The organism is Conyzicola nivalis (assembly GCF_040548875.1).
Classification (GTDB): domain Bacteria; phylum Actinomycetota; class Actinomycetes; order Actinomycetales; family Microbacteriaceae; genus Conyzicola; species Conyzicola nivalis_A.
Genome location: NZ_JBEPSJ010000001.1, coordinates 181,446 through 196,097, shown reverse-complemented (window position 1 = coordinate 196,097; position 14,652 = coordinate 181,446). Strand labels below are relative to the sequence as shown.

Genomic DNA, 14,652 nt, shown 5'->3' with positions numbered 1-14,652 from the left:
GATTGTCTGCACCTGAGTATTGGTGCAGACAGGGTGCGCGACAATACTCAGTTGCGCACATTCCCTGTGCATAATTGCAGATATGGCGCCCGTCTCCCCCACGACCTCCCTGCCGAACCCCGACGACCTGCTCGTGCTGCTCGCCGTCGCGCGCACCGGCCGCTTCACCGCGGCCGCTGAGAGCCTCGGGCTCAACCACACCACGATCTCCCGCCGCATCAACTCGCTCGAGAAGGCGCTCGGCGGCCGGGTGCTGTCGCGGGCGGCCGGCGGCTGGGAGCTGACAGAGCTCGGCCGGCGCGCGGCGACCGCGGCCGAGGAGGTCGAGGCGGCGGTCTCCGCCTTCGACGGCGGCCCCGACGCACCCCGCCAGCTCTCCGGAGTGGTGCGCATGACCGCGACCGACGGTTTCAGCGCGTACATCGCGGCTCCCGCGATCGCCCGCCTGCAGCGGTCGCACCCGGCGCTCACCGTGGAGATCGTCACCGTCACGCGGAGGGCGCTGCAGATCCGCTCCGGCATCGACATCGAGGTGGTGGTGGGCGAGCCGCAGGTGCACCGCGCAGAGGCCGTGCGCCTCGGCGAGTACGTGCTCGGCATGTACGCGTCGCGCGACTACCTGGCGGAACGGGGCGCCCCGACGTCCGCAGAGGAGCTCACGCGTCATCCGCTCGTGTATTTCGTCGACTCCATGCTGCAGGTCGACGATCTGGATGCGCCCCGGCGTCTGGTGCCGTCGATGCGCGACTCTCTGAGCTCCACCAACGTGTTCGTGCACGTCGAGGCGACGCGGGTGGGCGCGGGCATCGGGCTCGTGCCCTGCTTTATGGCCGACCGCCATGACGACCTGGTGCGGCTGCTGCCGGAGGTGTTCGCCGAACGGCTGCCCTACTGGATGGTGCTGCGCACCGACTCGCTGCGTCGCCCGGCGGTCGCGGCCGTCGCCGACGCCCTGCGCGAGCAAACCGCGCTGTTCGCGGCGGAACTCCTCGGTCGTGCCTAGCGGGCCGACCAGCCGCCGTCCATCGTGTAGCTCGCGCCCGTGACCATCGCGGCGTCGGGGGCGGCCAGCCAGGCAATGAGCGAGGCGACCTCCTCGGGTTCGACGAGGCGCTTGATCGCGCTCTCGGTGAGCATGATCTTGGCCAGCACCTCTGACTCGTCGATGCCGTGCGCGGCCGCCTGCGCCGCGATCTGCGACTCGACGAGGGGCGTGCGCACGTAGCCGGGGTTGACGCAGTTGCTGGTCACGCCGTGGTCGCCGCCTTCGAGCGCCGTCACCTTGGAGAGGCCTTCGAGACCGTGCTTCGCGGTGACGTAGGCGCTCTTGAACGGAGACGCGCGCAGGCCGTGCACCGACGACACGTTGACGATGCGGCCGAACCCGCGCTCGTACATGCCCGGTAACGCCGCGCGGATCAGGAGGAACGGCGCCTCCAGCATCAGCGACAGGATGCGCCGGAACTTCTCCGGCTCGAACTGCTCGATCGGGGCGACGTGCTGGATCCCGGCGTTGTTGACGAGGATGTCGACACCGTCGAGCGCGCGGGCGAGACCGGCGTCGTCGAGCGCGGCGGTGTCGACCAGGTCGACGATCCAGGTCGAGCCGCCGATCTCCGCGGCCACCGCCTCGGCGCCGTCCCGGTCGATGTCGGCGATGACGACGTGGGCGCCCGCCGCGGCGAGCGCCCGTGCCGTCGCTGCGCCGATTCCGCTGGCGCCTCCCGTGACGAGAGCGCGTCGGCCGGTCAGCGTGCCCGAACTGGTCATGCCAAGACTGGTCATGGGGGTCTCCTTCGACGGCGAATGGTCGCACCCTGAGTATTCCCGCACAGCAGACGCCGTTCAACAGACGAAATCGCACGAGCGCTGTGCGAAATCGCAGAACAGGGCTTCCTTGACACGGCGCACGGCCGCTCCATAGTCTCCAATCACAGCGCTCGATGAGGAGACAGATGACCACGGGACACACCACCAAGAAGCGCGGGAGCGCCGCGGATGCTCTGGCGGGCGTTCTGCAGGACGGCATCACCATCGCCGTGGGGGGCTTCGGGCTGAGCGGCGTACCGTTCGATCTGATCGAGGCGGTGCGGGATTCCGGTGTCCGCGACCTCACGATCGTCTCGAACAACATGGGCGTCGACGGCCAGGGTCTCGGAATCCTGCTCGAGAACGGGCAGGTCTCCCGAGTCGTCGCCTCCTACGTCGGAGAGAACGCCCTGTTCGCCTCCCTCTATCTGGCGGGAGAGCTGACGGTCGAGTTCACGCCGCAGGGAACGCTCGCTGAACGACTGCGGGCGGGCGGCGCCGGTATCGCGGGCTTCTACACCCGCACCGGGGTAGGCACCGTCGTCGCGGAGGGCAAGCATCTCGCCGAGTTCGACGGCGAGACCTACGTGCTCGAACGCGGCATCGTCGCCGACCTCGCCCTGGTGCACGCGCACACCGCCGACACCGAGGGCAACCTCGTGTATCGCAACACGGCGCGTAACTTCAATCCGGCGGTCGCAACGGCGGGCCGCCTCACGATCGCCGAGGCCGAGGTGCTCGTCGCGCCCGGCGAGATCGACCCGAACCACGTCGATACTCCGGGGGTCTTCGTTCAGAGGGTCGTGGCATCCGCCCCGCGTATCAAACCGATCGAACAGCGCACGACGCGGGCCCGCCCCACCTCTGTGCATCAGACGACGGGGGGCGCAGAATGAGCTGGACACGCGACGAGATGGCGGCGATCGCGGCGAGCGAGTTCGTCGACGGCGACTACGTGAACCTCGGCATCGGGATCCCGACGCTCGTGGCCAACCACGTGCCGGAGGGCATCCGGGTGACGCTGCAGAGCGAGAACGGGCTGCTCGGCATGGGGCCGTTCCCGTGGGAGGGCGAGGAGGACGCCGACCTGATCAACGCCGGCAAGCAGACCGTGACGATCCTGCCCGGCGGCAGCTACTTCGACTCGTCGACCTCGTTCGGCATGATCCGTGGCGGGCACGTGAAGATCGCGGTGCTCGGTGCGATGCAGGTCTCCCGTTTCGGCGACCTCGCCAACTGGTCGGTGCCGGGCAAGATGGTGAAGGGCATGGGCGGCGCGATGGACCTCGTGGCCGGCACGCCGCGCGTCGTCGTGGTCACCGAGCACACCGCGAAAGACGGCTCGCCGAAGATCCGCACCGAGTGCGACCTGCCGCTCACCGGGGTGCGCGTCGTCGACCGCATCATCACCGATCTCGCGGTCTTCGACGTCGGCGACGACGGGCTCACACTCACCCGGCTCGCGCCGGGGGTCTCACTCGACCAGGTGCGAGCGGCGACCGAACCGTCGTTCGAGGTGGCGCCGGGGGTGTGAGCGCGTTCGGCGGCGTCGCGCGGGTGCGCCGTACGTCCGCGTCGCGCGGGTGCGCCGTTCGTCCGCGTCGCGCGGGTGCGCCGTTCAGGACGGGGTGAGAGGATGCTCGGGCGACAGTCGCTCTACCCCGGAGGCACAATGACCGAGACAGTGATCACCGTTCAGGGCCGGTTCTCGGCGTTCTATCCCGCCGAGCGCGCGACGGTCGAGGTGTCGGTGCACCGAGAGGCAGCCCGGCGCCAGCCCGCCTTCGCGGGAACGCTCGCCGCCTCGGAGACCGTTCGCGAGAGCATCGTGGCGCTGCACGACCCCTCTGCGGGGCCGGTCACGTGGTGGGCGAGCGACAGCATCCAGGTCTGGACCGAGAAGCCGTGGAACAACGAGGGCAAGCAGCTGCCGCCCGTGTTCCACGCCCGCATCGGGTTCACCGTGAAGTTCAGCGACTTCGACGCACTCGCCCAGTGGATCGAGGCGGTGTCGGCGACCGACAGCGTCTCCATCGGCCAGGTCACGTGGGCGCTGACGGAGGCCCGCACCACGGGCGTCACCGCCGAGGTCCGCTCGCGCGCGGTCAAAGACGCGGTCGCGAAGGCCAGCGTCTACGCGCAGAGCATCGGCCTCGGCTCGGTGCATGCGGTGGCGATCGCCGACCCCGGCATGCTCGGCGACCAGGTGCACAGCGGAGGCGGCGGGGCGGAGGCGGCGTTTATGCGCGTAGCCAAGATCGGAGGCGGCAGCGGTGGCAGCGAGCCCGCGCTCTCGCTCAAGCCAGAGGACATCGAGGTGTCGGCGGTCGTCGACGCGCGGTTCATCGCGAGCTGAGGCGGCGCGCTCGCGTCTGCTTTCGCCCCCTCCTTACCCCTCGTCTTCCCGCCGATCATCCCCGGCTCCACCTCCCGCGCTCCCGCGCGTCCTCTCCTCCACAGACACGCTTTCGACACGTTTCTCCACTGAATACTGTGCCTGACCAGCATTTAGTCGAATGTCGGTGGTCGGCCTGACACTGTGGGCATGGACGACCAGACCTGGTCTCTCGAGACCCTGACCGAGCGGATGGCGCTGCTGACGAGCGCGCCGCTGGACCTGTTGACGCCCGAAGAGCTGTGCACGCACACCGTCGAGCTCGAACGGCTCGGGCGACTCGTCGACGCCGCGCGGGCTCGGGCGGCGGCAGAGCTCGCCGACCGCTCGCGCTTCGGACTCGGCAGCGACTCGCTCGCGTTCCGGCTGGGCTACGGCAAGGCGGCCATGCTCGTCGAGGGGCTCACGCGGGTGTCTCCGTGCGAGGCGTCGCGGCGCATCCGCCTGGGCACGTCGATCCGCTCGACCCGGTCGTTCGACGGCACGCTCCTGCCCGCCGAGCACGAGCACGTGGCTGCCGCGATGGCCGAGGGCACCATCGGCGTCGACGCGGCCGAGTCGATCGTGCGCTGCCTCGACCAGGCCGCCGCCCGCGCGGGCATCTCGCTCGAAGCGGAGGCGAACCGGGAGGTCGCCGAGCGGACGCTGGTGGAGTGCGCCGAGACCCGGACGGCCGACGAGGTCGCCGTGCAGGCGCGAGCCTGGCGCGAAGCGCTCGACCCCGACGGTGCTGAGCCGCGCGACGCCGAGATCTACGACAGGCGATCGTTCGTGCTCGGCCGCGAGTCGAACGGCGTGCGCACCTTCCGCGGCACACTGTACGGCGTCGACGCCGCCCTGCTGCAGGCAGCGTTCGACGAGGCGGAGAAACCCGGCAACGTTCCGCGGTTTCTCGCCGAAGACGACCCGGCGAGGTCGGTGCAGACGTCGACCGACGAGAACGGGGAGGAGCATACCGAGATCGTCGACTCGCGCACCAGGGAGCAGCGCCGCTACGACGTTTTCGCCGGCCTCATGACAGCGGGGGTCCGGGCCACCGGAACCGAGAGCGGCGGCATGCGTTCGACCGCGCAGGTGACCGCCGTGATCACTCTCGAAGAGCTACGGTCCGGCAAGGGGGTGGGCTGGCTCGACGGCGTCGACGAACCGGTGTCGGCCGCCACGATCGAGCAGCTCGTCTGCTCGAACGGCAAGGCGCTGGTCATCCTCGGCGACAACGGCGAGCCGCTCTACCTCTACCGCGGTCGCCGCTACTTCACCGCGCAGCAGATGCGAGCACTCGCCGTGCGCGACGGATCGTGCGTGTGGCCGGGATGCCACGCGGCCGCAGCCTGGTGCGACGGCCACCACGTGCTCGAATTCGAGGCTGACGACGGCCCGACAAACATCGACAACGGCGTTCTGCTCTGCCCGCACCACCACCGCATGCTGCACAAGTCCGACTATGAGATGAGAATGATCGGCGGGCGCCCCTACCTGCTCCCGCCGGCGTTCATCGACCCGGAGCGGTCGCCGATCCTGCTGGGGCGGTCGCGAATCGGCATCAATCTCGCCCTCGGGAGGCAGCTGGAGTAGGCGTTCACACGCGATTGCCAGCGACGTCGGGACCTAAGTCCCTGTCGAGTCGATGACGGCGAGCGTAGCGTTCGGGCTAGGTCAACCTAACCTCGACGCGAAAGAAGAAGCTCTTGTCATCGCAGACAACAAGCACACAGACGAACGCACCGGGCGCCCCCACGACTGGCGCCCGAACCGCGAACACGACCACGCCCGAACGCCGCATCTCCACGTCGGTGCTTGTGATCGGAACGGGCGGATCGGGCCTGCGCGCCTCGATCGAACTCGCCGAACGCGGGGTCGACGTTCTCGCCGTCGGCAAACGCCCGAAGAACGACGCTCACACATCCCTCGCCGCCGGCGGGATCAACGCGGCGCTCGGCACCATGGACGAGGAGGACTCCTGGCAGCAGCACGCCGCCGACACGATCAAGGAGAGCTACCTGCTCGCCAACCCGCACACGGTGGAGATCGTCACCAAGGGTGCACGGCGCGGCATCGAAGACCTGGAGCGCTACGGTATGCCGTTCGCGCGCGAAGACGACGGACGCATCAGCATGCGCTTCTTCGGCGCCCACAAGTACCGTCGCACCGCCTTCGCGGGCGACTACACCGGGCTCGAGATCCAGCGCACGCTGGTGAACCGTGCGGCGCAGCTCGACATCCCTATCCTCGACTCCGTGTACATCACCCGCATCCTCGTGAAGGACAACGTCGTCTTCGGAGCGTACGGCTTCGACCTGAACGACGGATCGCGCGTGCTCATCCACGCCGACGCCGTGATCCTCGCCGCCGGCGGACACAACCGCATCTGGCGCCGCACCTCGAGCCGTCGCGACGAGAACACCGGCGACTCGTTCCGTCTCGCCGTGCTCGCGGGCGGGCGCATCCGCGATCCAGAGCTCGTACAGTTCCACCCGAGCGGCATCATCGAACCCGAAAACGCGGCCGGCACGCTCATCAGCGAGGCGGCGCGCGGCGAAGGCGGCCACCTCTACAACTCGCTCGGCGAGCGGTTCATGGAGCGCTACGACCCCGAGCGCATGGAGCTGTCCACCCGTGACCGGGTCGCGCTTGCCGCGTATACAGAGATCAAGGAGGGGCGCGGCACCGAGAAAGGCGCGGTTCTGCTCGACATCTCGCACCTTCCACGCGAGACCATCATGACCAAGCTTCCCCGGGTGTACCAGACCATGCTCGAGCTGCAGATGCTCGACGTCACCACGACGCCGATGGAGATCGCTCCGACCGCCCACTACTCGATGGGCGGCGTCTGGGTACGCCCGGAAGACCACTCGACCGACGTCGACGGCCTGTACGCGATCGGCGAGGCGTCGAGCGGACTGCACGGCGCCAACCGGCTCGGCGGCAACTCGCTCATCGAGCTGCTGGTCTTCGGACGCATCGTCGGGGAGGCAGCGGCGCAGTACAGTTCCGGCCTGCTCTCCCAGGAGCGCTCCCCCGAGGCGATCGAAGAGGCCCGAGCCGAGATCGCCGAGCTGCTCGCCGCCGACGGCGAGGAGAACGTGCGGGCTCTGCAGCGCGCCATCCGCAACACCATGACCGAGCACGCGGGTGTCGTGCGCGACGAGGCGGGGCTGCTCGCCGGTCTCGCCGAACTCGACGCGATCGAGGCGCGGTTCGCCGGCCTGGGCATACATCCGGATGTCGCCGGGTTCCAGGATCTCGCGCACGCGTTCGACCTGAAGGCCGCCGCGATCGCCGCCCGGGCGACGTTGCAGGCGGCACTCGAGCGCAGGGAGACCCGCGGCGCCCACAACCGCAGCGACTACCCCGACCTCGACCCGTCGCTTCAGGTGAACCTGGTCTGGTCACGCGATCCGGCGACGGGTGTCGCAACGGTGAAGCGCGAGGAGATCCCGCCGGTGCCCGATGAGATCGCCGCGCTTATGCGCGACGAGGTCTCGGTGGCGGGCAAGCTGCTGGAGTAGCTCCGGTTGCCGTCGGCGAGCGGAGCCGCCAAGCGGCCGTGTCGACGCCCCGGCGGGGGTTTCGGCACGGCCGTGGACGGCCTGCCCGACCAGCGCTCACGGCCGTGGATGGCCTGCTCAAACAGCGGGACGCTAGTCACCCATGTTGCGCCGGGCCGACATGGCGCGGTCCGACTCGCGCTTGTCCTGGCGCTCGCGCAGCGTCTGTCGCTTGTCGTATTCCTTCTTGCCCTTCGCGACAGCGATCTCGACCTTGGCGTTGCCGTTCGAGAAGTAGATCGAGAGCGGGATCAGCGTGTAGCCGCCGTCCTTGATCTTGTTGTGGATCTTGAGTATCTGCTCCTTGTGCAGCAGCATCTTGCGCTTGCGCCGCACGGGGTGGTTGTTCCACGACCCGTGGTTGAACTCGGGGATGTGGACGGCGTCGAGCCACGCCTCGCCGCTCTCGATGAAGCCGTACCCGTCGACGAGGGTCGCACGACCGGCGCGCAGCGACTTGACCTCGGTGCCGGTCAGCACCAGGCCGGCCTCGTAGGTGGTCTCGATCAGGTAGTCGTGGCGCGCCTTCTTGTTGCTGGCTACGACCTTCTGGCCCTTTTCGCGTGGCATCCGTCAGTTCTCTCTATGTACTCAGGCTCTCTGGTGAGAGCAGCCTTTCAGCTTACCCGAGGCTAGACCTTCAGGTACCGGCTGATGGCGAAACCGGCGGATGCCGCGGCGAGAATGCCTCCGACGACGATGAGTATCGGCACCACCAGTATCGCCTCGTCGAGCCCGACCAGGGTCGTCGTGGTGGCGATCGTCTCGGCGAGGTAGCCCTTGACGAAGAACTGCACGATCGCGATCACCGCTCCGCCGGCGAGCAGCGAGCCGATGAGCGCGGCGAACACGCCCTCGAGAATGAACGGTGTCTGGATGAACCTGTTCGATGCACCCACGAGTCGCATGATGCCGAGCTCTCGCCGCCTCGAGAAGGCGCTGAGCCTGATGGTGGTGGCGATGAGCAGCACGGCCGCGATCAGCATAAGAACCGCGAGTCCGATTGCGGTGAAGCTCGCCGCGTTGAGCACGGCGAAGATCTGGTCGAGGTAGCGTTTCTGGTCTTCCACCGCCTGCACGCCCGCCTGACTCGAGAGCGACTCGATCAGGATGTCCGACTGCGTGGGGTCGTTGAGATTGACCCGGAAGCTCTCGGGGAGCATGTCCTTCGTGACGAACGAGGTGATCTGGCTGTCGGCGAACTGCGTCTGGAAGTTCGCGAAGGCCTGGTCGTGGCTCTCGAACTCGAACTTCTTGATGAACGGCGCGAGCGTGGTCGAGCCGAGCTGCGCCTCGACGGCGTCCTTCTGCTCCTGCGTCGCCTCCTCCTGCGCGCAGTTGCCCGTGTTGTCGGTCGCGGTGCACATGTATACGGCGACCTGGGCCCGGTCGTACCAGTAGCCCTTCATCTGTCCGATCTGCATCTGCAGCAGGATGGCGGCGCCCACGAAGGTGAGCGAGATGAAGGTGACCAGGATGACCGAGATCACCATCGAGACATTGCGGCGCAGGCCGCTGCCCGCCTCGCCGAGTACGAGACCGAGCCTCATCGGACCTCTCCGTTCGTGAGACCGAGCTGTTGGATCGGGATGGTCTGGGTCTGGTAGCCGCCCTCGCGCTCGTCGCGCACGATCTGGCCGCTGGTGAGCTCGATGACCCGACGCTTCATCTGGTCGACGATTCCGGCGTCGTGGGTGGCCATGATGACCGTCGTCCCGCCGAGGTTGATGCGTTCGAGAAGGGTCATGATGCCCGCGCTGGTCACGGGGTCGAGGTTTCCGGTCGGCTCGTCGGCCAGCAGGATGGCCGGCTTGTTGACGATGGCGCGGGCGATGGCCACGCGCTGCTGCTCACCACCGGAGAGCTCGTGCGGAAAGCGCGCCGTCTTGCCGGCGAGGCCGACCATCTTGAGCACGTCGGGCACGGCCTCCTGGATGAAGCCGCGGCTCTTGCCGATGACCTGCAGCGTGAAGGCGACGTTGTCGAACACCGTCTTCTGCGGCAGCAGGCGGAAGTCCTGGAATACGACGCCGAGGTTGCGTCTGAAGTAGGGCACTTTGCGGCTCGACAGCGTGCCGAGCTGCTGCCCGAGCACGTGGATCTTGCCTTGGGAGGGTTTCTCCTCCTTCAGCACGAGACGCAGAAAACTCGACTTGCCGGAGCCGGAGGCGCCGACGAGAAAGACGAACTCCCCCTTGAGAATCTCCAGACTGACGTTGTTAAGCGCCGGCCGGGTGTTCCCGGAATACAACTTGGATACAGAATCAAAGCGAATCATGACGTGATGAGCCTAGGCACCTCGATGTCGGATGCCCTCCGCGACACCCCAGAGCGACCCACGTTCACAGCTACCGGGGCCGGGCTCTGTAGACAAGCTCCAAGGGCGACCGAGCAGTTCGCCGGATTGCTTGGCGTGAACCACACACTTTTTTCTATTGCGGTCCAGCCGTGGTGCGCACTGCTAGCTTCTAGCCAATTCCTCACCTCTTCACCGTCTTTCGGTGCGCACCGTCGCGCCCCGAAGCCCAGCAAACGGAGACACCAGATGACCCAAGCCCACCCCTCGATGTCGCCGGCCCGTAACCGGGCCTCGAAGATCGCGATCACCGTGCTCTCGCTGCTTCTAGTGGCCCTGCTCGCGTTCTTCTTCCTCACGACCGACAAGCTCGCCGTGGGGGCGTCGCAACTGTCGGAGGGCGCGGGCGAGGCTCAGGATGGCGCGGTCCAACTCGCTGATGGCAGCGAGCGACTCTCGGCGGGCGCCTCCGAGCTCGAGGCGGGTGCCGCTTCGGCGGCCGAGGGAGCCGACAAGCTCGCCGTCGGCGCCGGAACGGCCGCCGACGGGGCGGGCAAGCTCTCGGTCGGAGCGGCCAGCGCCGCCGAAGGCGCCGCGAAGGTGAGCGAGGGCGCGCGCAAGGCCTACGTGGGAGCGCAGGGTCTCGCGGACGGCTCGGGCGCTGCCGCCGCGGGTGCGGCCAGCCTCGCCGCCGGCTCGAACGACGCAGCGGCCGGTGCGTCGGCCCTCGCCGCAGGATCCGGCGAGGCCGCGGCGGGCGCGGCTACCCTGGCGACAGGAGCGAGCAGCGTGGCGACTGGCGCCGCGACGCTCTCCGCCGGAGTCGTCAGCGCACGCGACAACACCGCGCTGCTCGCCGCGGGCGCCCAGAAGGTGTCCGGCGGAATCACGACCGTCTCGACCAGCCTCACCTCGTTGTCCGGATTCCTCGGCGTGCTCGGCGGCTCGACCCCGTCGGCGTCGCCCGATGTGAAGGTCACCACCGGACAGACGGTCGCCGCCGCGACGAGCCTCGAAGCGTACGTCGCGACTCTCAAGGTGGGCAATGCGCTCACACCGACGGATGTAGCGACTCTCACTCAGCTCGCAGCAGGACTCAAGGGCGGCACCGCCGGCGTGCAGCAGTACGTCGTGGGCGCCCAGGGCAGCGTCGTCCAGCTCGTCGGCGCGATCGCGAAGACCCCGACGCTTCCCGACGGCAGCGACTCCGGCCTTCAAGCCGCCGCGACCAGCGTCGCGGGCGGCCTCGGCAAGCTCTACACCGGGCTCGACACGCAGCTCGTGCCGGGTGCGTCTGCGCTCGTCGCCGGTTCCAACCAGGTCGCCACGGGCGCCGGCGCCGTCTCGGCGGGAGTCTCCAAGGTCGCCACGGGTGCGGGATCGCTCTCCGCCGGCGTCACGAAGGTTGCAACGGGTGCCGGATCGCTCTCGACCGGCGTGACCAAGGTCGCCAACGGTGCCGGGGAGCTCGCTTTCAAGACGGGCCCGCTCGCCGACGGCGCGGCCGGGCTCTATTCGGGTACGCAGACACTGAGCGCCGGAGCCTCCTCGCTCGCCGCGGGAACATCCACTCTCGCCACCGGCGCCGCGGCTCTGTCCGAGGGGACCGAGACCCTCGCCGAGGGAGCGACGACCCTGGGCGACGGCGCGTCCGAGCTGAGCGTCGGCATGGCGAGTCTGAACGAAGGCGCGGGCAAGATCGCGGACGGCTCGGTGCAGCTCAGCAACGGCGCCAACAGCGTGCGTCCGTCGACGCTCGCACCGGGCATGATCGGGGCTCTCGCCCTGCTCGTGGTCGGGGCGCTCGCCTGGCTTATCGTGCGACGTCGTCTGGCGGGAGCCTGAAGCCGGCCGCCCAAGGCGGGTGTCGGACCTGTCGGGGTCTCGCTGACGCGGATTTCGACAGGCTCGATCACCGGCCGGGCGGCTCGATCGACGGTGACCGCTAGTCCTTGTCGCGCTTACGCCACTTGATGCCGGCGTTGATGAAGCCGTCGATCTCGCCGTCGAACACCTTGGAGGGGTTGCCCTCTTCGTACTCCGTGCGCAGGTCCTTCACCATCTGGTACGGCGCGAGCACGTAGCTGCGCATCTGGTCGCCCCAGCTGGCGGTGATGTTTCCGGCGAACTCCTTCTTGGTGGCCGCCTCCTGCTCCTTCTGGATGATCAGCAGGCGCGACTGCAGCACACGCATGGCCGCGGCGCGGTTCTGGATCTGGCTCTTCTCGTTCTGCATCGACACGACGGTGCCGGTGGGAAGGTGGGTGAGGCGAACCGCGGAGTCGGTGGTGTTGACCGACTGGCCGCCCGGACCCGACGAACGGAACACGTCGACGCGGAGGTCGCCCTCCGGGATGTCGATGACGGCGGCCTCTTCGAGCAGCGGGATGACCTCGACCGCGGCGAAGCTGGTCTGGCGTTTGCCCGCCGCGCCGAACGGCGACATGCGCACGAGGCGGTGGGTGCCGGCCTCCACGCCGAGCGTGCCGAACGCGTAGGGCGCATCGATCTCGAAGGTCGCCGACTTGATGCCGGCCTCCTCCGCGTAGCTGGTCTCCATGACGGTCGACGAGTAGCCGTGCTTCTCGGCCCAGCGCAGGTACATGCGGAACAGCATGTCCGCGAAGTCGGCGGCGTCCACTCCCCCGGCGCCCGCGCGGATGGTGATGACGGCGGGACGCGCGTCGTACTCGCCGTCGAGCAGCGTCTGCACCTCGAGGTCGCCGAGGATCTTCTCGATCGATGCGAGTTCCGCCTTCGCCTCGGCTGCTGCCGCGGCATCCGCCTCGTCGTTGGCCAGCTCGACCATGATCTCGAGATCGTCGAGGCGCGAGGCGATGCTCGTGATCTTGGCGAGCTCGGCCTGGCGGTGGCTCAGGGCGCTGGTGACCTTCTGCGCCTTATCGGTGTCGTCCCAGAGGTCGGGCACTCCCGCCTGTTCGCTCAGGTCGGCGATCTCCGCCTCGAGTCGCTCAACGCCCACGACCGAACGGATGTCGTCGAACGTCGATCGAAGGGCAGCAATCTCTACAGAAAAATCCAGCTCGTCCATGTCTGTGCCAGCCTACCCTTCCCACTCGCTGAGCCGGGCGGTCCCTGAGCCCGTCGAAGCGCGCCCTTCGACAGGCTCAGGGACCGCTTGTCGAAGCGCGGAGTACAGTCGAACGAGTGACAACCGCCGACCTGCCTTTCCGCTGGCGATCGATCGCCCTTCCCGCGCTCGCCCCGACGCTGCTGTTCTCGATCGGCGAGGGCGCCATCATCCCGATGATCCCGGTCGTGGCCGGCGACCTCGGCGCCACCCTCGCGATCGCCGGACTCGTCGCCGCCCTGCTCATGGTGGGCGAGCTCGTGGGCGATATACCGAGCGGATGGCTCGTGGCCAGAGTCGGCGAACGCCCGGCCATGATCGGCGCGGCCCTGCTCTCGATCATCGGGCTCGTCGTCTGCGTGCTCGCCCCCAACCCGTGGGCGCTCGGCTTCGGGATCTTCCTGGTCGGGCTCGCGACCGCGGTGTTCGCGCTGGCCCGGCACGCGTTTATGACCAGCTTCGTGCCGATCGCCTACAGGGCCCGAGCCCTCTCCACCCTCGGCGGCACCTTCCGCGCGGGCTTCTTCATCGGACCGTTCATCACGGCCGCGGTCATCCACCTGACCGGCACCGCGGCATCCGCCTTCTGGATCCACATCGTCTGCTGCATCGGCGCGGCCGTCATGCTCATGCTGCTGCGCGACCCGAGCAAATCGTTCGGCGCCGTCACCAAGGTGCGCGGCGCGACCGGCGCAGAACTGCGTGAGGGCGAGGCGCTCGTCGAGCAGGAGTCGCACGGCCTGTTCCGCACGATCTACAACTGCCGGGCGGTGCTCGTGAAGCTCGGCGCTGGCGCCGCGCTCATCGGCGCGCTGCGGGCGAGCCGCGCGATCATCCTGCCGTTGTGGGCGGTGAGCATCGGCATCAGCGAGACCAACACCGCCCTCATCATCGGCATCGCTTCGGGCATCGACTTCGCCCTCTTCTACGTGAGCGGACAGATCATGGACCGCTTCGGCCGGCTGTGGAGCGCCGTGCCCTCGATGATCGGGCTCGGGCTCGGCCACCTGGCGCTCGCCTTCACCCACGACCTGCCCGACACCGTGGTCTGGTTCATCTCGGCGGCGATGTTCATGTCGCTCGCGAACGGCATCGGCAGCGGCATCCTCATGACCCTCGGCGCCGACCTGGCCGACAAGCGCAACCCGGCCCCGTTCCTCGGCGCCTGGCGGTTCACCGGGGACCTGGGCAGTGCGGGCGGTCCGCTCGTGGTGGCCGGCCTCACCGGTCTCGCCTCCATCGCCGTCGCGGCGGGGGTCATGGGCGTGCTCGGGCTCGTCGGTGCGGCGATCCTGCTGCGCTACGTGCCGAGGTATTCGCCGCACGTCCCGCGCAGCCTGCGCTGACTCTGCGGCGGTCGTCGCACGGCTTGTCGCGCGGCTTGTCGCGCGGAGCGTCAGCCGCCCTTGCGGCCAGACCCCTTCGTCGTGTCCGACGGCGAGTTCGTCGACGATGTGTCGGTGTCGGGAGCGGTCGAGCCGCAGGCCGACAGCGTGAGGACCGCGACGATCAA

General features: G+C 68.6%; 13 protein-coding genes. 8 read left to right on the top strand and 5 right to left on the bottom strand.

Features of this window, described 5'->3' with window-relative positions; all coding sequences use genetic code 11:
- The first annotated feature begins 82 nt into the window (after positions 1-82).
- Positions 83-1,003, top strand: coding sequence for a LysR family transcriptional regulator (locus ABIE21_RS00970; RefSeq protein WP_354022917.1), 921 nt, complete (start codon positions 83-85; stop codon positions 1,001-1,003).
- Here ABIE21_RS00970 and ABIE21_RS00965 read toward each other — a convergent pair.
- Positions 1,000-1,785: a 3-hydroxybutyrate dehydrogenase gene (locus ABIE21_RS00965; RefSeq protein WP_354022916.1), complete on the bottom strand. Its 786-nt coding sequence runs from the start codon at positions 1,783-1,785 to the stop codon at positions 1,000-1,002. The genes ABIE21_RS00970 and ABIE21_RS00965 overlap by 4 nt on opposite strands.
- 170 nt (positions 1,786-1,955) lie before the next feature.
- Here ABIE21_RS00965 and ABIE21_RS00960 point away from each other — a divergent pair, with 170 nt between their 5' ends.
- From ABIE21_RS00960 to ABIE21_RS00940, 5 genes are all read left to right on the top strand, one after another.
- The gene (locus tag ABIE21_RS00960; RefSeq protein WP_354022915.1) at positions 1,956-2,705 is read left to right on the top strand and encodes a CoA transferase subunit A; all 750 of its coding nucleotides are present in this window, start codon (positions 1,956-1,958) and stop codon (positions 2,703-2,705) included.
- Positions 2,702-3,343: a CoA transferase subunit B gene (locus ABIE21_RS00955; RefSeq protein WP_354022914.1), complete on the top strand. Its 642-nt coding sequence runs from the start codon at positions 2,702-2,704 to the stop codon at positions 3,341-3,343. The genes ABIE21_RS00960 and ABIE21_RS00955 overlap by 4 nt, the downstream gene beginning before the upstream one ends.
- Before the next feature lie 138 nt (positions 3,344-3,481).
- A complete protein-coding gene (locus ABIE21_RS00950) occupies positions 3,482-4,165 on the top strand; it encodes an SIMPL domain-containing protein (RefSeq protein ID WP_354022913.1) in 684 nt (227 codons plus the stop codon).
- Positions 4,166-4,354: 189 nt separating this feature from the next.
- Positions 4,355-5,779 carry an HNH endonuclease signature motif containing protein gene (locus ABIE21_RS00945; protein WP_354022912.1) on the top strand — a complete coding sequence of 475 codons (1,425 nt, stop codon included), beginning with the start codon at positions 4,355-4,357 and terminating at the stop codon, positions 5,777-5,779.
- A gap of 206 nt (positions 5,780-5,985) precedes the next feature.
- On the top strand, positions 5,986-7,713 hold the full coding sequence (locus tag ABIE21_RS00940; protein WP_354024378.1) for an L-aspartate oxidase: 1,728 nt from the start codon (positions 5,986-5,988) through the stop codon (positions 7,711-7,713).
- Between the two features lie 132 nt (positions 7,714-7,845).
- Here the strand turns inward: ABIE21_RS00940 and smpB are convergent, their stop codons facing one another.
- The 3 genes from smpB to ftsE form a co-directional block, all read right to left on the bottom strand.
- Positions 7,846-8,322: an SsrA-binding protein SmpB gene (gene smpB, locus ABIE21_RS00935; protein WP_354022911.1), complete on the bottom strand. Its 477-nt coding sequence runs from the start codon at positions 8,320-8,322 to the stop codon at positions 7,846-7,848.
- 62 nt (positions 8,323-8,384) lie between these two features.
- Entirely contained in the window at positions 8,385-9,302 is a 918-nt protein-coding gene (gene ftsX / locus ABIE21_RS00930) for a permease-like cell division protein FtsX (RefSeq protein ID WP_354022910.1), read from the bottom strand.
- Entirely contained in the window at positions 9,299-10,030 is a 732-nt protein-coding gene (gene ftsE, locus ABIE21_RS00925) for a cell division ATP-binding protein FtsE (RefSeq protein ID WP_354022909.1), read from the bottom strand. The genes ftsX and ftsE overlap by 4 nt, the downstream gene beginning before the upstream one ends.
- Before the next feature lie 267 nt (positions 10,031-10,297).
- Here ftsE and ABIE21_RS00920 point away from each other — a divergent pair, with 267 nt between their 5' ends.
- On the top strand, positions 10,298-11,893 hold the full coding sequence (locus tag ABIE21_RS00920; protein WP_354022908.1) for a hypothetical protein: 1,596 nt from the start codon (positions 10,298-10,300) through the stop codon (positions 11,891-11,893).
- A 100-nt stretch (positions 11,894-11,993) separates the two neighbouring features.
- Here the strand turns inward: ABIE21_RS00920 and prfB are convergent, their stop codons facing one another.
- Complete coding sequence (prfB, locus tag ABIE21_RS00915; RefSeq protein ID WP_354022907.1) at positions 11,994-13,100, bottom strand: peptide chain release factor 2; 1,107 nt, start codon at positions 13,098-13,100, stop codon at positions 11,994-11,996.
- 116 nt (positions 13,101-13,216) lie between these two features.
- Here prfB and ABIE21_RS00910 point away from each other — a divergent pair, with 116 nt between their 5' ends.
- The gene (locus ABIE21_RS00910) at positions 13,217-14,485 is read left to right on the top strand and encodes an MFS transporter (protein ID WP_354022906.1); all 1,269 of its coding nucleotides are present in this window, start codon (positions 13,217-13,219) and stop codon (positions 14,483-14,485) included.
- Positions 14,486-14,652: the final 167 nt, after the last annotated feature.

Coding starts and splice junctions, on each gene's coding strand:
- ABIE21_RS00965 (WP_354022916.1), bottom strand. CDS start 1,785: ATGACCAGTCTTGGCATGACCAGTTCGGGCACGCTGACCGGCCGACGC.
- smpB (WP_354022911.1), bottom strand. CDS start 8,322: ATGCCACGCGAAAAGGGCCAGAAGGTCGTAGCCAGCAACAAGAAGGCG.
- ftsX (WP_354022910.1), bottom strand. CDS start 9,302: ATGAGGCTCGGTCTCGTACTCGGCGAGGCGGGCAGCGGCCTGCGCCGC.
- ABIE21_RS00950 (WP_354022913.1), top strand. CDS start 3,482: ATGACCGAGACAGTGATCACCGTTCAGGGCCGGTTCTCGGCGTTCTAT.
- ftsE (WP_354022909.1), bottom strand. CDS start 10,030: ATGATTCGCTTTGATTCTGTATCCAAGTTGTATTCCGGGAACACCCGG.
- ABIE21_RS00920 (WP_354022908.1), top strand. CDS start 10,298: ATGACCCAAGCCCACCCCTCGATGTCGCCGGCCCGTAACCGGGCCTCG.
- ABIE21_RS00970 (WP_354022917.1), top strand. CDS start 83: ATGGCGCCCGTCTCCCCCACGACCTCCCTGCCGAACCCCGACGACCTG.
- ABIE21_RS00960 (WP_354022915.1), top strand. CDS start 1,956: ATGACCACGGGACACACCACCAAGAAGCGCGGGAGCGCCGCGGATGCT.
- ABIE21_RS00945 (WP_354022912.1), top strand. CDS start 4,355: ATGGACGACCAGACCTGGTCTCTCGAGACCCTGACCGAGCGGATGGCG.
- ABIE21_RS00955 (WP_354022914.1), top strand. CDS start 2,702: ATGAGCTGGACACGCGACGAGATGGCGGCGATCGCGGCGAGCGAGTTC.
- prfB (WP_354022907.1), bottom strand. CDS start 13,100: ATGGACGAGCTGGATTTTTCTGTAGAGATTGCTGCCCTTCGATCGACG.